This is a genomic window from Streptomyces marokkonensis (assembly GCF_008312835.1).
In the GTDB taxonomy this organism is placed as follows: Bacteria; Actinomycetota; Actinomycetes; order Streptomycetales; family Streptomycetaceae; genus Streptomyces; species Streptomyces marokkonensis_A.
Genome location: NZ_VSKS01000012.1, coordinates 223466 through 238835 on the forward strand (window position 1 = coordinate 223466; position 15370 = coordinate 238835).

At 73.7% G+C, this 15370-nt stretch carries 14 protein-coding genes and 2 rRNA genes; 4 read left to right on the top strand and 12 right to left on the bottom strand.

Annotation, left to right across the window (positions count from 1 at the left end):
• Positions 1-122: 122 nt before the first annotated feature.
• Complete coding sequence (locus F1615_RS22090) at positions 123-1757, top strand: PucR family transcriptional regulator (protein WP_149550764.1); 1635 nt, start codon at positions 123-125, stop codon at positions 1755-1757.
• 2 nt (positions 1758-1759) lie between these two features.
• Here the strand turns inward: F1615_RS22090 and F1615_RS22095 are convergent, their stop codons facing one another.
• The 5 genes from F1615_RS22095 to F1615_RS22115 all read right to left on the bottom strand — a co-directional run bounded on the left by F1615_RS22095 (position 1760) and on the right by F1615_RS22115 (position 7121).
• Positions 1760-2881 carry a glycosyltransferase family 4 protein gene (locus F1615_RS22095; RefSeq protein ID WP_149550765.1) on the bottom strand — a complete coding sequence of 374 codons (1122 nt, stop codon included), beginning with the start codon at positions 2879-2881 and terminating at the stop codon, positions 1760-1762.
• A gap of 255 nt (positions 2882-3136) precedes the next feature.
• Complete coding sequence (gene recN / locus F1615_RS22100) at positions 3137-4855, bottom strand: DNA repair protein RecN (RefSeq protein WP_149550789.1); 1719 nt, start codon at positions 4853-4855, stop codon at positions 3137-3139.
• A 193-nt stretch (positions 4856-5048) separates the two neighbouring features.
• On the bottom strand, positions 5049-5954 hold the full coding sequence (locus F1615_RS22105; protein WP_030825524.1) for an NAD kinase: 906 nt from the start codon (positions 5952-5954) through the stop codon (positions 5049-5051).
• Positions 5951-6766 carry a TlyA family RNA methyltransferase gene (locus F1615_RS22110; RefSeq protein WP_149550766.1) on the bottom strand — a complete coding sequence of 272 codons (816 nt, stop codon included), beginning with the start codon at positions 6764-6766 and terminating at the stop codon, positions 5951-5953. Before F1615_RS22110 ends, F1615_RS22105 begins: the two co-directional genes overlap by 4 nt.
• Before the next feature lie 7 nt (positions 6767-6773).
• Positions 6774-7121: a hypothetical protein gene (locus F1615_RS22115; RefSeq protein ID WP_149550767.1), complete on the bottom strand. Its 348-nt coding sequence runs from the start codon at positions 7119-7121 to the stop codon at positions 6774-6776.
• Positions 7122-7163: 42 nt separating this feature from the next.
• Between F1615_RS22115 and F1615_RS22120 the strand changes: the two genes are divergently transcribed.
• A complete protein-coding gene (locus F1615_RS22120) occupies positions 7164-7511 on the top strand; it encodes a sterol-binding protein (protein WP_149550768.1) in 348 nt (115 codons plus the stop codon).
• On the opposite strand, the gene F1615_RS22125 is transcribed toward F1615_RS22120, so the two are convergent.
• The 4 genes from F1615_RS22125 to F1615_RS22140 form a co-directional block, all read right to left on the bottom strand.
• Positions 7495-8376 carry an ABC transporter ATP-binding protein gene (locus F1615_RS22125; protein WP_149550769.1) on the bottom strand — a complete coding sequence of 294 codons (882 nt, stop codon included), beginning with the start codon at positions 8374-8376 and terminating at the stop codon, positions 7495-7497. The genes F1615_RS22120 and F1615_RS22125 overlap by 17 nt on opposite strands.
• The gene (locus F1615_RS22130; protein ID WP_149550770.1) at positions 8373-9410 is read right to left on the bottom strand and encodes a FecCD family ABC transporter permease; all 1038 of its coding nucleotides are present in this window, start codon (positions 9408-9410) and stop codon (positions 8373-8375) included. The genes F1615_RS22125 and F1615_RS22130 overlap by 4 nt, the downstream gene beginning before the upstream one ends.
• Positions 9407-10450, bottom strand: a complete 1044-nt coding sequence (locus F1615_RS22135; RefSeq protein ID WP_149550771.1) for a FecCD family ABC transporter permease — start codon at positions 10448-10450, stop codon at positions 9407-9409. Before F1615_RS22135 ends, F1615_RS22130 begins: the two co-directional genes overlap by 4 nt.
• Positions 10451-10521: 71 nt before the next feature.
• Positions 10522-11550: an HAD hydrolase-like protein gene (locus F1615_RS22140; RefSeq protein ID WP_149550772.1), complete on the bottom strand. Its 1029-nt coding sequence runs from the start codon at positions 11548-11550 to the stop codon at positions 10522-10524.
• 72 nt (positions 11551-11622) lie between these two features.
• Between F1615_RS22140 and F1615_RS22145 the strand changes: the two genes are divergently transcribed.
• Entirely contained in the window at positions 11623-12912 is a 1290-nt protein-coding gene (locus F1615_RS22145; RefSeq protein ID WP_149550773.1) for a DUF1015 domain-containing protein, read from the top strand.
• Positions 12913-12970: 58 nt separating this feature from the next.
• Here F1615_RS22145 and F1615_RS35970 read toward each other — a convergent pair whose 3' ends face one another.
• Entirely contained in the window at positions 12971-13702 is a 732-nt protein-coding gene (locus F1615_RS35970; protein ID WP_208818377.1) for a tetratricopeptide repeat protein, read from the bottom strand.
• Positions 13703-13747: 45 nt separating this feature from the next.
• On the opposite strand from F1615_RS35970, the gene F1615_RS35975 reads away from it, so the two are divergent.
• Positions 13748-14965 carry a hypothetical protein gene (locus F1615_RS35975; protein WP_208818378.1) on the top strand — a complete coding sequence of 406 codons (1218 nt, stop codon included), beginning with the start codon at positions 13748-13750 and terminating at the stop codon, positions 14963-14965.
• Positions 14966-15051: 86 nt separating this feature from the next.
• Here F1615_RS35975 and rrf read toward each other — a convergent pair.
• Both rrf and F1615_RS22160 read right to left on the bottom strand, forming a co-directional pair.
• Positions 15052-15168, bottom strand: a 5S ribosomal RNA gene (gene rrf / locus F1615_RS22155).
• Positions 15169-15273: 105 nt separating this feature from the next.
• Positions 15274-15370, bottom strand: a 23S ribosomal RNA gene (locus F1615_RS22160); the annotation flags it as partial.

Here is a 15370-nt window from a genome sequence, read left to right on the forward strand (position 1 = left end):
AGGTCGCGAAACCCAGCCCCGGCCGGCCCCCGCGCCGGGCGACCTGTCATCGCCGGCGCCGTCGCGCCCCCCCGGCCGCCAGGAGATGTGCCCGGGACACACCCCCAGGTACCGTCCGCTGCATGAACACCCCCAGCGCAGCACCCCCGCCCACGGGCATCACCGTGCAGCGCGCCCTGGAACTCCCCGGCCTGCGCAGTGGCCTCCCGGAGGTCCTCGCCTGCGCCGACCGGCTGGGGCGCACGGTGCGCTGGGTGCACGCGGGCGAGGTGCCCAACATCGCCTCGCTCCTCAAGGGCGGCGAACTGCTGCTGACCACCGGGTACGGTCTCGGCACCCGCCCGGCCGACCAGCGGGCGTTCGTGCGGACGCTGGCCGAGCGGGGCATCGCGGCGCTCGTGGTGGAACTGGGCCCCCGCTTCACCCGGCTGCCCGCCGCCCTCGTCGACTCGGCCCGGACGGCGGGTCTGCCCCTGGTCCAGCTGCACCGCGAGGTGCCGTTCGTCACGGTCACCGAGGAGATCCACACCGAGATCGTCAACGGGCACTACGCGCTGCTGCAACGCGCGGAGGAGGTGCACCGCCGCTGCACCGAGGCGCTGCTGGGCGGTGGCGGCGTCCCCCAGGTCCTGGAGATCCTCGCCGGGTTCACCGGCAACCCGGTGTTCCTGGAGACGACCGACGGACAGCTGCTGTACGCGGCCGGCGAGGGTCCCGAGGGCGCGGACCCGCTCCAGGTGTGGGAGGGGCTGCGCGACCGGCACCGGGACGACCCGCCGGCCGGTTCGGCCCTGGTGGACGTGCCCGGCGGCGGCCCCGGCAGCGGCGGTGTGCGGGCGCGGCTGGTGCTGCTGCCGGTCCGCAGCACCCCGGAGCCGGTGCACCGGATGGCGGCGGAGCGGGCGGCGGGCATCCTCGCCGTGGTGCTGATGCAGGCCCGTCAGGAGGAGGAGCTGGCGGCGCGTGGCCGCGGGGACTTCCTCACCGACCTCGCCGAGGGCCGCGTCACCGCGCGGGACGCCCCCGCGCAGGCGCGCGTGCTGGGTTTCAAGCCCGGCACGGGGCCGCTGCTGCCGGTGGTGATGCGGCTCGGTGACGCGCTCACCCCGCAGGGCGGCGGCTGGGCGGTGCTGGCCCGCGCGGTCGGTGAGGAGCTGGCCTCCCTCGGGGTTCCCGTGCTGCTCGGCGTGCGGCCGGTCGAGGGGCGGGTGCCGCTGCTGGTCGGGCTGCGGGCGGAGGCCGAGCGGCCGACGGTCGCGGACCGGGTGGCGGCCGCGCTGCGGGCCGGGGTGGAGCGCGCGGGAATGCCGCGGCCGGCGGCCGGGCCGCCCGTCGTGGTGGTCGGGCCGGCCGGCGGCTGGGCGGCGGCGTCCACGGGTCTGCGGCACGCGGCGGAGACGGCGACCGCGGCACAGGGACTGCCCGACCGCCCCTGGTACGACTCCCGCCGGCTGGACATCGACCTGCTGTTGTGGCGGCTGCGCGACCACCCGGATCTGGCGGCCTTCGTGGACCGCGCGATCGGCCCGGTCCTGGACCACGACCGCCGCTCCAGGCCTCCCCTGCTGCCCACCCTGGAGACCTATCTGGCGCACGCCGGACGCAAGGCGGAAACGGCCCGCGAACTGCATCTGAACCGGCAGACGCTCTACAACCGGCTCGCCCGCATCGGGGAGTTGCTGGGCACCGACCTCGACGACCCGCAGACGGTCCTGACGCTGAGCCTCGCCCTGCGCGCCCGGCGCCACGTGCCCTGACGTCAGATCAGCGGCCGGGGCCGCGTCAACTCGTCGTACACGCTGAGCACCTGGGCCACCGTCTCGTCCTCGGTCGGCCAGGTGGCCGCCTGCCGCACGCCCCGCTCCTTGAGCAGCTCCCGGCGTTCGGGGTCGTCCAGCAGCCGCACGACGGCGTCGGCGAGTGCCCGCGCGTTGCCGTACGGGACGAGTTCCGCGGCGTCGCCGACGAGTTCGGGGATACCGCCCACCCGGGTCGCGACGAGCGGCACGCGCGCCTGCAGCGCCTCCTGGGCGAGCGGGGAGCGCGCCTCCCACCGGCTCGGCAGCAGCGCGATGTCGGCGGCGGCGAGCAGGTCGGCGACGTCCTCACGCCGGCCGACGAGCCGGACCGGCAGCTCCTCGTCCTCGATCCTGCGCCGGAGTTCGCCGCGCAGCGGCCCCTCCCCCGCCAGCACCACGAGCGGGACGGGGTCCAGACGCCGCCACGCGTGCGCGGCGTCCAGCAGGACGTCGTAGCCCCGGTGCCGTTCGAGGGAGCCCACGGCGATGAGCAACGGGCGACCCGTGGCGCCCAGTTCGGCCCGCACCTTGGGCCGGAGCCGGTCGGGGTCGTCCACCACCGGGGACGTGCGGGGACCGGGCAGGGAGACGGCGGCCAGCCGCGCGTCCCGCGCTCCCGTGCGGCGCGCCCGGTCGACCAGGGCGGAGGTCGTCCCGAGCACCACGGTGGCCGCCCTGACGACCCGCCGCTCCAGCACGCGCAGGAAGTGGGCGCGCGGACCGTCGGCGCGCGCCCGGTCGTGCCAGGTGACGATGAGCGGCGTACGCCGCCCGCTGAGGGCGAGCGCGGTACGGAACGAGGCGTGCAGGCCGTGCGCGTGCACCAGGTCGGCACCCGTGCAGGCGGCCCGCAGCGCGGCCACCGACCCCGGGTCGCTGCTGCGCGGCACGTGCACGTGCTCGGCGCCGACACCGGTGAAGTCGTAGGTGTGGTCCGCCTCCACGGGGGCGCACACCGTGACCCGCACGCCCCTCGCGACGAGCCCCGCGGCCAGCGAGCGCACATGGGCGCCGCTGGCTGCGTTGCCACCGCCCAGCACCTGCACGGTGCGCATCGATGAGTGGCTGCTCACGGGGGTCACGTGGCCGGGCTCCTGGTTCGGGTCGGACGGTCACGAAGAACGTACAGAAGGATCGTGCGGAGGGGTGTGCCGCGCGGTTCCCTACGCGTACTCCGTCAAGCATGCCAGGGCGCACACCCGTTCCGGGAATCACCGGAGCGGAGGCCCGAATCCGTCCGTGGCGCCGGATCACCCGTACGAGTGACGGAACACCAGCTTCCGGCTCCCGGCCGGTGCCCGGGCCGCGCGGTCCGCGGCCCGGGTGGGCGCGTCGGCTCAGACGTCCGCCCTGGCCGTGGCCAGCAGCTCCTCCGCGTGCGCGCGGGCGGTCTCCGAGTCCTCCTGGCCGGCGAGCATGCGGGACAGCTCGCGGATGCGGTCCTCGCCTTCGAGCACCTTCACGCCGGACCGGGTGACCGACCCGTCGTTGGTCTTCTCCACCAGCAGCTGCCGGTCGGCGAACGCGGCCACCTGCGGCAGGTGCGTGACGACCACGACCTGCGCCGTCTTCGCCAGGCGCGCGAGCCGCCGCCCGATCTCCACCGCCGCCTTGCCGCCGACACCGGCGTCGACCTCGTCGAAGAGGTACGTCGGCACCGGATCCGTCCCCGCGAACACCACCTCCACGGCCAGCATCACGCGGGACAGCTCACCGCCGGACGCCCCCTTGGCGATGGGCCGGGGCGGCGCCCCCGGGTGGGGGGCCAGCAGCAGCTCGACCTCGTCCACGCCCGACGGCCCGTAGGCGACCGTCCGTCCGCCGACCTCGACACCCTCCGGGTCCTCGGTCTGCCGGATGTCGAACGACACGCGGGCGTGCGGCATGGCGAGCGAGGCCAGCTCCGCCGTCACGGCCGCCGCGAACCGCTCCGCCGCCTCCGTCCGCGCGTCCGACAGTTCCTGGGCCAGCACGCCCAGTTCGGCACGGAGCGCGTCCCGCTCGGCGGTGAGCTCCCCGATCCGCTCGTCGTCGCCGTCCAGTTCGGTCAGCCGCGCGGCACTCCGCTCGGCCCACGCCAGTACGGCGGAGACGTCCTCGCCGTACTTCCGGGTCAGCCCGGTGAGCGCGGCCCGCCGCTCCTCGACCGCCGCCAGCCGCAGCGGATCGGCGTCCAGGTCGTCGGCGTACCCCGCCAGCTCCCCCGCGACGTCGCGCAGCAGGATGCCGATCTCCCCGATCCGGTCGGTCAGCCCGGCCAGCACCGGATCGTGCGCCCGTACGGCCTCCAGAGCCCGCTGGGCGCCCGCGACGAGCGTCCCGGCGTCGACGCTCTCGGGGTCCTCCGGGTTGCCCGCGAGCGCGGCGTGCGCGACCGCCGCGGCGGACGCCAGCGCCTCGGCGTGGCCGAGCCGCTCGGCCTCCTCGGCCAGCTCCACGTCCTCGCCCGCGCGGGGCTCCACGGCGGCGATCTCCTCGAGGCCGAAGCGCAGCAGGTCGGCCTCCTGCGCGCGCTCACGGGCGCGCGTGGTGATCTGCTCCAGCTCCGTGGTGACGGCCCGCAGCCGCTTGTAGGCCTCGCCGTACTTGCCCAGCGGCACGGCTACCGCGTACCCGGCGTACCGGTCGAGCGCCTGCCGCTGCCGGGACAGCTTCAGCAGCCCCTGCTGGTCGGTCTGCCCGTGCACGGCCACGAGGTCGTCGGCGAGCTCCGCGAGCAGCCCCACCGGCACGCTCCGCCCGCCCAGGTGCGCCCGTGAGCGCCCCTCGGCGGAGACGGTACGGCTGACCAGCAGCGTCCCGTCGTCGAGCTCGGCCCCGGCCTCCTCGGCGCGTACGACGGCCGCGGCACCCTCGGGCACGGCGATCCGTCCCTCGACGACCGCGTTCCGCGCGCCGATCCGCACCAGCGCCGCATCCGCGCGTCCGCCCAGCAGCAGGCCCAGGCTGGTGACCACCATGGTCTTGCCCGCACCCGTCTCACCGGTGACGGCGGTGAAGCCGGGCGACAGCTCGACGACAGCATCGTCGATGACCCCGAGCGACCGTATCCGCATCTCCTCAAGCACGCCCCCGACCTTACGAGGTCCGGGACGGGGAGTGCGACCGGCCCGCCCTTGTCACCCAGGCGAGTGGAAGCGCCCCCTCAGGTGCGCGGGGCTGAATCAATGTGCGGCTCCGCCGCGTGGGCGCGCACAACCTCGAACCACCCGCACCCGCCGACGACGAGCAACCACCCCCCACGGCCCGCTAGTGGGGAGCCCCCCGCCACCCGGAAACCGGCAGCGCGAACTTCGCGACCAGCCGGTCGGTGAACGAGGCGTGGTGCAACCGGGCCAGCCGCACCGGCACGGCTCCCCGCCGCACCTCCACGCGGGCACCGGCCGGCAACTCGACCGTCCGCCGCCCGTCGCACCACAGCACCCCCGGCGGGATGTGCGGCAGCACCTCCACCGCCAGCACCGAGTCCGGCGAGGTCACCAGCGGCTTGGCGAACAGCGCGTGCGCGCTGATCGGCACCATCAGCAGCGCCTCGACCTCGGGCCACACCACGGGACCGCCCGCGGAGAAGGCGTACGCGGTGGACCCGGTCGGGGTCGCGCACACGATGCCGTCGCAGCCGAAGCCGGTGACCGGCCGCCCGTCGATCTCCAGCACGACCTCCAGCATCCGCTCGGCGGACACCTTCTGCACGGCCGCCTCGTTCAGCGCCCAGTCCGTGTGCACGATGTCGCCGTTGCGGTGCACGACGACGTCGACGGTCATCCGTTCCTCGACCTCGTACGCGCGGCTCACCACCCGGTCGACGACCTTGTCGAGGTCGTCGCGCTCGGCCTCGGCGAGGAAGCCGACCCGCCCGAGGTTGACGCCGAGCATGGGCACCCCGGAGGCGCGGGCGAACTCGGCGCCGCGCAGCAGCGTGCCGTCACCGCCCAGCACGATGAGCAGCTCGCAGTCGTCCAGGCACTGCGGGGTGGCCTCCTTGACGGTCTGCACGTCGTCCGGGAGCGGCAGGTCACGGGCCTCGTCCTCCAGGACCCTCACCCCGAGACCGGAGCGCAGCAGCCCCTTGACCACGAGTTCGGCGCTGCGGATGGCCGCGGGCCGCCCGGTGTGGGCCAGCAGGAAAACAGTACGAGCTCGGTTCTGTGTCAACGCGGCCCCTCCGCCACAGCACGGTCAACATCGGCCGGGTCCGGTTCCGGAGCCCCGGCCCGCAGCCACAGGAAGTATTCGACATTCCCCGAGGGTCCGGGCAGCGGACTCGCCGTCACGCCCTTCGCCCCGAGCCCCAGCTCCCAGGCCTTCGCGGCCACTCCGCGCACGGCCTCGGCCCGCAGCTGCGGGCTGCGGACGACTCCGCCGCTGCCCAGCCGCTCCTTGCCCACCTCGAACTGCGGCTTCACCATCATCACCAGGTCGGCGTCCGGCGTCACGCACCGCTTCAGGGCGGGCAGCACCAGTCCGAGCGGGATGAAGGACAGATCCCCCACGACAAGATCCACAGGCTCCCCATCGATGGCCTCGAGCGTCAACTCCCGTACGTTCGTACGGTCCTTGACGGTGACGCGTTCATCGTTCCGCAGGGCCCAGGCGAGTTGTCCGTATCCGACGTCCACGGCGACCACGTGCGCGGCCCCGGCCCGCAGCAGGACGTCGGTGAAGCCGCCGGTGGAGGCGCCGGCGTCGAGCGCCCGCCGCCCCTCGACGACGAGCCCCCGCGGTACGAAGGCGTCGAGGGCGCCGGCCAGCTTGTGCCCGCCGCGCGAGACGTAGTCCGGGTCGCCGGCGTCCTCGGCGACGAGGATCGCGGCGGCGGTCTCCACCTGCGTGGCGGGTTTGGTCGCGACCGTCCTGCCGACGCTGACCCGCCCGGCGGCGATCAGCTGGCTGGCGTGCTCGCGCGAACGCGCGAGCTTGCGGCGGACCAGCTCCGCGTCGAGACGGCGGCGTGCGACTCCTGCCACGTTCGGTTCAGCTCCTGTGTTCGTGGGGCGGATCGGACACGAGGCCCGAAGGGCCCCGTGGAGGGGTGGTGCCCGGGGGACGGGTGGGGGCGGGCGGTCCCGGGCGTGCGTCGAGCGCGGTGAGCGCGTCGCGCAGCCCCCGGTGCACATCTTCGTACACCTCGGCATGGCCGTCCGTGGTGAGGTGGTCGGCGTCGGCCAGCCGCTCCACGTGGGCGTCCGTCTCGGGGTGCCCGGTGGGGGTGCGCGGCACGTTCAGGGGGGCGGGTGCGGCGGGGCCGTCCTCGGGCGGCTGCGGGCCGGCCTCCTGGGGCCGCCCCTGCCCGGGCTCCGCCTCCGGCACTGCGTCGTTCATGCCCCGACGCTACCGCGAACGGCTGCGGTACCGTCGTCCGCGATGGCCACGATCGAGGAGTGCCGTGCGGCACTCGACAAGCTTTCGGACAGCATGCAGGGCGCCGAGGGGAACGTCCGCGCGGCCGCGGCGATGGACCGCTCGGTCAGCTGCCACATCACCGACCTGGACGTGACCTTCGCCGGCCGGCTCCAGGGCGGACGGATCCATGTGCGCGACACGTTCTCCGGCCCGCCGCGCGAGAGGGCGCAGATACGGCTCGCCATGACGGGAGACGACCTGGTGGCCCTGGTCGACGGCGAGCTGCACTTCGCCAGGGCCTGGGGGGCGGGCCGGGTGCGGCTCGAGGCGGGTCTGCGTGACCTGTTCCACCTCAGGAAGCTTCTGTAGCTCCCACCTTCTCGGCCGTGCCCTTCCGTCGCGCCGTGCGGGCCGCGGGCACCACCAGCGGGGTCCCCGTCTCGGGGTCGTCGATGACCTGGCAGCGCAGCCCGAAGACCTCCTCCACCAGCTCAGCGGTGACGATGTCCTTCGGCGCCCCGTGGGCGACGACCCTGCCCGCGCGCAGGGCGATGAGATGGGTGGCGTACCGCGCGGCGTGGTTGAGGTCGTGCAGGACGGCGACGAGGGTGCGCCCGTGCTCCTCGTGCAGGTCCGCGCACAGGTCGAGTACGTCGATCTGGTGCTGGATGTCCAGGTAGGTGGTCGGCTCGTCGAGCAGCAGCAGCGGGGTCTGCTGGGCCAGCGCCATCGCGATCCACACGCGCTGGCGCTGACCGCCGGAGAGCTCGTCGACGTAGCGTTCGGCCAGCTCGGCGACGCCGGTGCGGGCCATCGACTCCCGGACGACGCGCTCGTCCTCGGCGGACCACTGGCGCAGCAGGCCCTGGTGCGGGTACCGGCCCCGGCCCACCAGGTCGCCGACCGTGATGCCGTCGGGCGCGATGGACGACTGGGGCAGCAGTCCCAGGGTGCGGGCGACCTTCTTGGCGGGCATCGACTGGATGACCTGCCCATCGAGCAGGACCCGTCCCTCGTTCGGCTTGAGCATGCGGGACAGGGCCCGCAGCAGGGTGGACTTGCCGCAGGCGTTGGGGCCGACGATCACGGTGAAGGAGTTGTCCGGTATCTCCACCGACAGCTGTTCGGCGATGACCCGCTGGTCGTAGGCCAGGGTGACGTTCTCGGCGGACAGTCGGTTCACGGTGCTCCTTCGGTGGTTCGGCCCGCCGCTGTTGGTGGTGCCGTCGCTCATATCCGGCCCGCCCTGCGCTCGGTGACCAGCAGCCACAGCAGATAGACGCCGCCGACCACGCCGGTGACGACGCCCACGGGCAACTGGTCGGCGCCGAACGTCCGCTGCGAGATCCAGTCGGCGGTGACCAGGAGGGCGGCTCCCATGCACAGCGCCGCCACCAGGTTCGGCCCCGGCGAACGGGTCAGGCGCCGGGCGAGCTGCGGCGCGGTGAGCGCGACGAAGCTGACCGGTCCGGCGGCGGCGGTCGCGGACGCGGTGAGCAGGACGGCCGACAGCATCAGCAGCAGCCGGACGCGCTCCACGCGCACGCCGAGGGCGTACGAGACGTCGTCGCCCATCTCCATCATCCTGAGTCCGCGGGACTGGGCGAGAACCAGCGGCACCAGGACGGCGCACAGGGCGAGCAGCGGCCAGACCTGGTCCCAGTCACGGCCGGCGAGGGATCCGGTCATCCAGACGACCGCGCGGGCGGCGTCGACGATGTCGGACTTGGTGAGCAGATAGCCGCTGACCGCCGTGACGATCGCGGAGACACCGATGCCGACCAGGACCAGACGGTAGCCGTGCACGCCCCGCTTCCAGGCGAGCACATAGATGGCGAACCCGGTCACCAGTCCGCCGACGAGCGCGCCGAGGGCGACCTGGTTGGCGCTGCCGGAGAACAGCACGATCACCGTGAGGGCACCGGCCGTCGCCCCCTGACCGAGGCCGAGGACGTCGGGACTGCCCAGCGGATTGCGGGAGATGGACTGGAACAGCGCACCGCCGAGCCCGAGCGAGGCACCGACCAGCAGCCCGACCAGGACCCGGGGCAGCCGCAGTTCGTTGACGATGAACTCCTGGCCGGCGTCCCCCTCGCCGACGAGCGTCCTGAGCACGTCCGCGGCGGGGATCGGGAAGTCGCCGGTGCCGATCAGCACGACACTCGCGGCGAGCGCCACGACCAGCAGCAGGACGACGACGGTGAAGGTGCGCACGTCCAGCCGGACCGAGAGGCCACCGGGGGTCCGCACCGCGCGGTTGGTCTTCACAGCTGGGCCGTCCTCCGCCGTCGTACGAGAAAGATGAAGACCGGGCCGCCGAGGATCGCGGTGACGATGCCGACCTGGAGTTCGGCGGGCCGGGCCACGATCCGGCCGAGCACGTCGGCGCCGAGCAGCAGCACGGGCGACAGGACCGCCGCGTACGGCAGGATCCAGCGCTGGTCGGGTCCGGTGAAGGAACGCACGACGTGCGGCACCATCAGACCGACGAACATGATCGGTCCGCAGGCGGCGGTCGCCGCCCCGCTCAGCACGGTCGCGGCGAGCATGGACAGCGCCCGGGTGCGGTTGAGGTGGGCGCCGAGGGCCTTGGCGGTGTCGTCGCCCATGGCCATGGCGTTGAGCGGCCGGGCGAGCGCCAGCGCCAGCAGCGACCCTGCCAGCAGGAAGGGCACCACCTGTTCGATGGTCGAGTCGCTCCCGGAGGCCAGCGAACCCACCGTCCAGAAGCGCATCCTGCCGAGCGCGGCGTCGTCCAGGATCATGATGGCCTGGAGGTAGCCGTACAGCGCCGCGCTGATGGCCGTACCGGCGAGCGCGAGCCGCACCGGGGTCGCGCCCCGGCTCCCGCCGAGGAACCACACCAGCGCGCCGACCGCCGCCGCGCCGAAGAACGCGAACCACACGTACCCGGACAGCGAGGTGACGCCGAAGAAGGTGATGGCGGTGACCACGGCCGCGGAGGCGCCCGCGTTGATGCCGAGCAGTCCGGGATCGGCCAGCGGGTTGCGGGTCAGTGCCTGGAGGACCGCGCCCGCGAGGCCGAGCGCGGCGCCGGCGAGCAGTCCCAGGACGGTTCGTGACACCCTGTCCGCCACCACGACGTCACCATAGGTGCCCGACGCGTCGAACAGGCCGTGCCACACCTGTTCCAGGGACAGCTCCTTCGCCCCGACCGCGATGCTGGCCAGCGCGACGAGCACCAGGATCACGACGGACACGAGCAGCCCGAGGACGCGTATCGCCCGGCGGTTCGGGGGCGCGGGGGCACTCTCCGCGCGCTGTTCTGGGGGACTCTCGACCAACACGCAGTTAGGTTAGCCTACCCTGCTATTCGATCATGATCCGCAGACCGGCCTCCCCGGCGGCTCGAGAGGTCTCACAACCCCAGCCGTGCCAGCGCCTTCCCGCCGTCCAGCTCGCACACACCCTCACCGGCCGCCGTCCACGCCGCCGCGCACAGCGCCCGCAGCCCGTCCAGCGCGGTTCCGTCCCCGTCGAGCTCCAGCCGCGCGGCTCCGGCCGTCGCCGTCCAGCCACCGCACCGGAACCCGTCGCCCGCCCCGGACACCTCCGGCTGCCCGGTGAGCATCCCGCGCAGGTCGGCGTCCACATACGTCGGCCGGTGCTGCGGCGGCGCCGCGAGCAGCTGCGCGCCGTCCGTCACGCCGGTCAGCACCAGCAGCGAGTCCACCTCGCCGTTGAACGCGCCCTCGATGTCCGTGTCCAGCCGGTCGCCCACCACCAGCGGCCGCTCCGCGCCCGTCCGCAGGACCGTCTCCCGGTGCATCGGAGGCAGCGGCTTGCCCGCCACCTGCGGCTCGGCACCGGTCGCGATCCGCACGACCTCCACCGCCGCGCCGTTGCCCGGGGCGATGCCCCGGCCGCTGGGAATCGTCAGGTCGGTGTTGGACGCGAACCACGGCACCCCGCTCGCGACGGCGTACGACGCCTCCGCGAACCGTCCCCACGGCAGCTCCGGCCCGCCGTAGCCCTGCACGACCGCCACCGGATCGTCGTCCGCCGACTCCACCGGCTCCAGCCCGCGTTCGCGCAGCGCCACCCGCAGCCCCTCGCCGCCGACCACCAGCACCCGGGAGCCCTGCGGCACCTGCTCACTGATCAGCCGGGCGACCGCCTGCGCGGAGGTGATGACGTCACCTGCCTCCGCCGGTATCCCCAGCTCGGTCAGGTGCGCCGCCACGACGTCCGGGGTGCGCAGCGCGTTGTTGGTGACGTAGGCGAGGTGCATACCGCCTTCGCGCGCGGTGGCGAGCGATTCGACCGCGTGGACGATGGCGTTGCCGCCCGCGTACACCACGCCGTCGAGGTCGAGCAGCGCCGTGTCGTACGCCTCGCTCAGGGCCTGCCCACTGCCCTGGGGCCTCGTCCTGACGCTCCGGCTCATTCCGCATCGCTCCTCGTTCGACGGTTTTCCCCCGATCATCCCCCATGCCACCGGCACCCGTACGATGCCGGGATGAACACTGCAGGTCACTCGGAAGCAAAGGCGCCCCGGGGCCTGGAACTCACCCCGTTCCGAGGCCTTCGCTACGACCCCGACCGGGTCGGCAGCCTCGCCGCCGTGACATCCCCGCCGTACGACGTCGTCGTCCGCCCCGACGGCCTGCACCACCTCCAGTCCGCCGACCCGTACAACATCGTCCGGCTGATCCTGCCCGAGGCCGCGACGCCCGAGGCCCGCAACGCCCAGGCCGCCGATACCCTCCGGCGCTGGCGCGCCGAGGGCGTCCTGGCCGCGGACCCCGAACCGGGCCTGTACGTCTACGAGCAGCGCGACGGCGACGGCATGGTGCAGCGCGGCGTCATCGGCGTCCTGCGGGTCTCCGACCCCGGCGAGCAGCTGGTGCTGCCGCACGAGGACGTCATGCCGCACATCGTGGCCGACCGCGCGGACCTCATGCGGGCCACCTCCGCCAACCTCGAACCCCTGTTGCTCACCTACCGCGGCGACGACGCGGCGACCGCCACGGCCGGCCTGATCGCGCGCACGGCCGGGCAGCCGCCCCTGCTGGCGACCACCACGGAGGACGGTTTCCACCACCGGCTCTGGTCCGTCACCGACCCCGCCGAACTGACCGCGGTACGCGAGGAACTCGCAGGCCACCAGGCGCTCATCGCCGACGGCCACCACCGCTGGGCGACGTACCGCCGCCTCCGCGCGGAGCACTCCTCCCCCGGCCCCTGGGACCACGGCCTGGTGCTCCTCGTCGACACCACCCGCTACCCTCTGCGCGTCCGCGCCATCCACCGGCTGCTGCACAACGTGCCGGTCGCGGACGCCGTGGCCGCGCTCCACGGCCTCTTCCGCGTCCGCCGCATCGACGCACCGCTGCCCGCGGCGATGGGCGTCCTGGCCGAGGCTGCCTCGACGGGCAACGCCTTCCTCCTCGCCGGAGACGGCGCCTTCCACCTCGTCGACCGTCCGGATCCCGGTCTGCTGGCCCGTACCGTCCCGGCCGACCGCCCGGTGGCCTGGCGCACCCTGGACGCGACCGTCCTGCACGCCACGCTCCTCGACCACGTCTGGCGCGTCCCGGACTCCCCCGCGCACATCGCGTACATCCACGACACGGCCGCCACGGTCGAGAAGGCGGAACGCGACGGCGGCACGGGCGTGCTGATGCACCCGGTGCACGAGGACGTCGTCCGCGACCTCGCGCGCCAGGGTGTCACGATGCCGCGCAAGTCGACGTCGTTCGGCCCGAAGCCTGCTTCGGGTCTGGTCCTGCGGGCGCTCGACCTGTGACGAAGGGGCGGGTCTCCGGAGAGCCCCGCCCCTTCGTGCCGGTTCCGCGGCCCGGACGTCAGTCCTTGTCGTCCTCGTCCGCGGCGTCGTCGGCCTCGTCCTCCACGAGGGCGTCGACGAACTCCACACCGTCCAGCTCGGCCAGCCGGTCGGAGGCGTCTGTGCTGCCGTCCCGGTCGGCCTCCACGGCCTTGGCGAACCACTCACGTGCCTCACCGCTCCGGCCGGCCGCGAGCAGCGCGTCGGCGTACGCGTAGCGCAGCCGCGCGGTCCAGGGCTGAACGGAGTTGGACGCCAGCTCCGAGCTCTGCAGCGTCACGATCGCCGCGTCCAGCTGCCCCAGGTCACGCCGGGCGCCGGCCGCGACGAGCCGCATCTCGACCTGTCCTGCCTTGTCCAGCTTCTGCACCTCGGGTGCCCCGGCCATGTCCAGCGCCTTCTCCGGCCGCCCGAGCCCGCGCTCGCAGTCGGCCATGAGGGGCCACAGCTCCACGGTCCCGGTCATCCGCCGCGCGGCCCGGAACTCGGCGAGCGCCTCGGAGTACTTCTGGTTGGCGTACGCGGCGAACCCGGCGGCCTCCCGGACGGCGGCGACACGCGACGCCAGCCGCAGGGCCACCCTGGAGTAGCCGTACGCGCCCTCGGGGTCCTCGTCGATCAGCCGGGCGACCATCACCAGGTTCTTGGCGACGTCCTCCGCGAGCGTCTTGGGCAGGCTCTGCAGCTCCTGCCGTACGTCCTTGTCGATCTCCTCGCCGGTGACGTCCTCGGGGATCGGGAGCCGCTTGATGGGCTCGCGGTCGCGGTCCCGCTCGTCACGGAAGCGCCCGCCGCCGTGCCGGTCGTCCCGCCCACGGAACCCGCCGGGCCGTCCGCCGCGGTCGTCCCGGCGGGGGCCGCGGCCACGGTCGTCACGGCCGCGGTCGTCACGGCCGCGGAAGCCGCCGCGCTCGCCGCCTCGGCTGTCCTCGCGGCGGAAACCGCCCCGGTCTCCGCGGTCGCCGCGGTCATCGCGGCGGAACCCACCGCGCTCGCCACGACTGTCGGTGCGCTCGCCCGTACGGCGGTCGTCGCGCCGGTAGCCGCCACGGTCCCGGTCGCCGCCGCGGTTGTCGTCCCGACGGAAGCCCCCACGCTCACCGCCACGCTCGTCCCGCCGGTCATCGCGACGGTCGTCGCGCCGGTCGTCGCGCCGGTAGCCCCCGCGGTCGTCCCTGCGGTCGTCGCGCCGGTAGCCGCCACGGTCCCGGTCGCCTCCGCGGTTGTCGTCCCGACGGAAGCCCCCACGCTCACCGCCTCGGTCATCACGGCGGTCATCGCGCCGGACGCCGCCGCGGTCGTCGTCCCGACGGAAGCCCCCACGCTCACCGCCTCGGTCATCACGGCGGTCATCGCGGCGGTCATCGCGCCGGTCATCGCGCCGGTCATCGCGCCGGTCGTCCCTGCGGTCTTCGCGCCGGTAGCCGCCACGGTCCCGGTCGCCGCCGCGGTTGTCGTCCCGACGGAAGCCCCCACGCTCACCGCCTCGGTCATCACGGCGGTCATCGCGCCGGAAGCCACCGCGGTCGTCACGACCACGGAAACCGCCCCGGTCACGGTCGCCGCCACGACTGTCATCCCTGCGGAAGCCACCGCGGTCACCGCGGTCGTCGTCACGGCCCCGGAAACCGCCGCGGTCGCTATCACTGTCCCTACGGACGTCCCTGCGGTCATCCCGACCGCGGTAACCACCGCGCTCGCCCCCGCGATTGTCGTCGCGCCCTCGGTAGCCCCCACGGTCCGGCCGACCGCCGGCGCGGTCGTCGCGGCGGAACCCGCGATCGCGGTCGCCACCGCGATCGCCCTCACGGTCCCGGTCACGATCCCGGTCGCGGTCGTCGCGGCGGAAGGAGGGACGGTCTCCGTCCCTGCGGAATCCGCGATCACGGTCAGGGCCTTGACGCGGGCCTCCGCGCTGGCCGCCACGGTCAGGGCGGTCCGAGCGGTCACCACTGTCCCGTCGCCGCTGGTCGCGCTCCGGTCGGTCGTCGGGAGAGTTGGTGGACATCGGTGACTCCTGTCTTCGGTACCGCAAGCATAAATAAAAAAGGACCCCTGGTCCCAGCTGAACGCTGGTGACCAGGGGTCCTTCCAAAGATTGTTCGGCGGCGTCCTACTCTCCCACAGGGTCCCCCCTGCAGTACCATCGGCGCTGTAAGGCTTAGCTTCCGGGTTCGAAATGTAACCGGGCGTTTCCCCTACGCTATGACCACCGAAACCCTAATGGTTTCGAGCGAACAAGCACACTTTTCTATTGTCTGTTCTGCTCAAAAGCCGACAACGGTCGTTGTCTCAGAACTAACACAGTGGACGCGAGCAACTGAGGACAAGCCCTCGGCCTATTAGTACCGGTCACCTCCACACGTTACCGTGCTTCCAGATCCGGCCTATCAACCCAGTCGTCTACTGGGAGCCTTAC

What these genes read in the sequence shown, in the direction of transcription:
- F1615_RS22125 (WP_149550769.1), bottom strand. Translation starts at nt 8,376, where the DNA reads ATGAGCGACGGCACCACCAACAGCGGCGGGCCGAACCACCGAAGGAGC.
- F1615_RS22120 (WP_149550768.1), top strand. Translation starts at nt 7,164, where the DNA reads ATGGCCACGATCGAGGAGTGCCGTGCGGCACTCGACAAGCTTTCGGAC.
- F1615_RS22145 (WP_149550773.1), top strand. Translation starts at nt 11,623, where the DNA reads ATGAACACTGCAGGTCACTCGGAAGCAAAGGCGCCCCGGGGCCTGGAA.
- F1615_RS22090 (WP_149550764.1), top strand. Translation starts at nt 123, where the DNA reads ATGAACACCCCCAGCGCAGCACCCCCGCCCACGGGCATCACCGTGCAG.
- recN (WP_149550789.1), bottom strand. Translation starts at nt 4,855, where the DNA reads ATGCGGATACGGTCGCTCGGGGTCATCGACGATGCTGTCGTCGAGCTG.
- F1615_RS22140 (WP_149550772.1), bottom strand. Translation starts at nt 11,550, where the DNA reads ATGAGCCGGAGCGTCAGGACGAGGCCCCAGGGCAGTGGGCAGGCCCTG.
- F1615_RS22115 (WP_149550767.1), bottom strand. Translation starts at nt 7,121, where the DNA reads ATGAACGACGCAGTGCCGGAGGCGGAGCCCGGGCAGGGGCGGCCCCAG.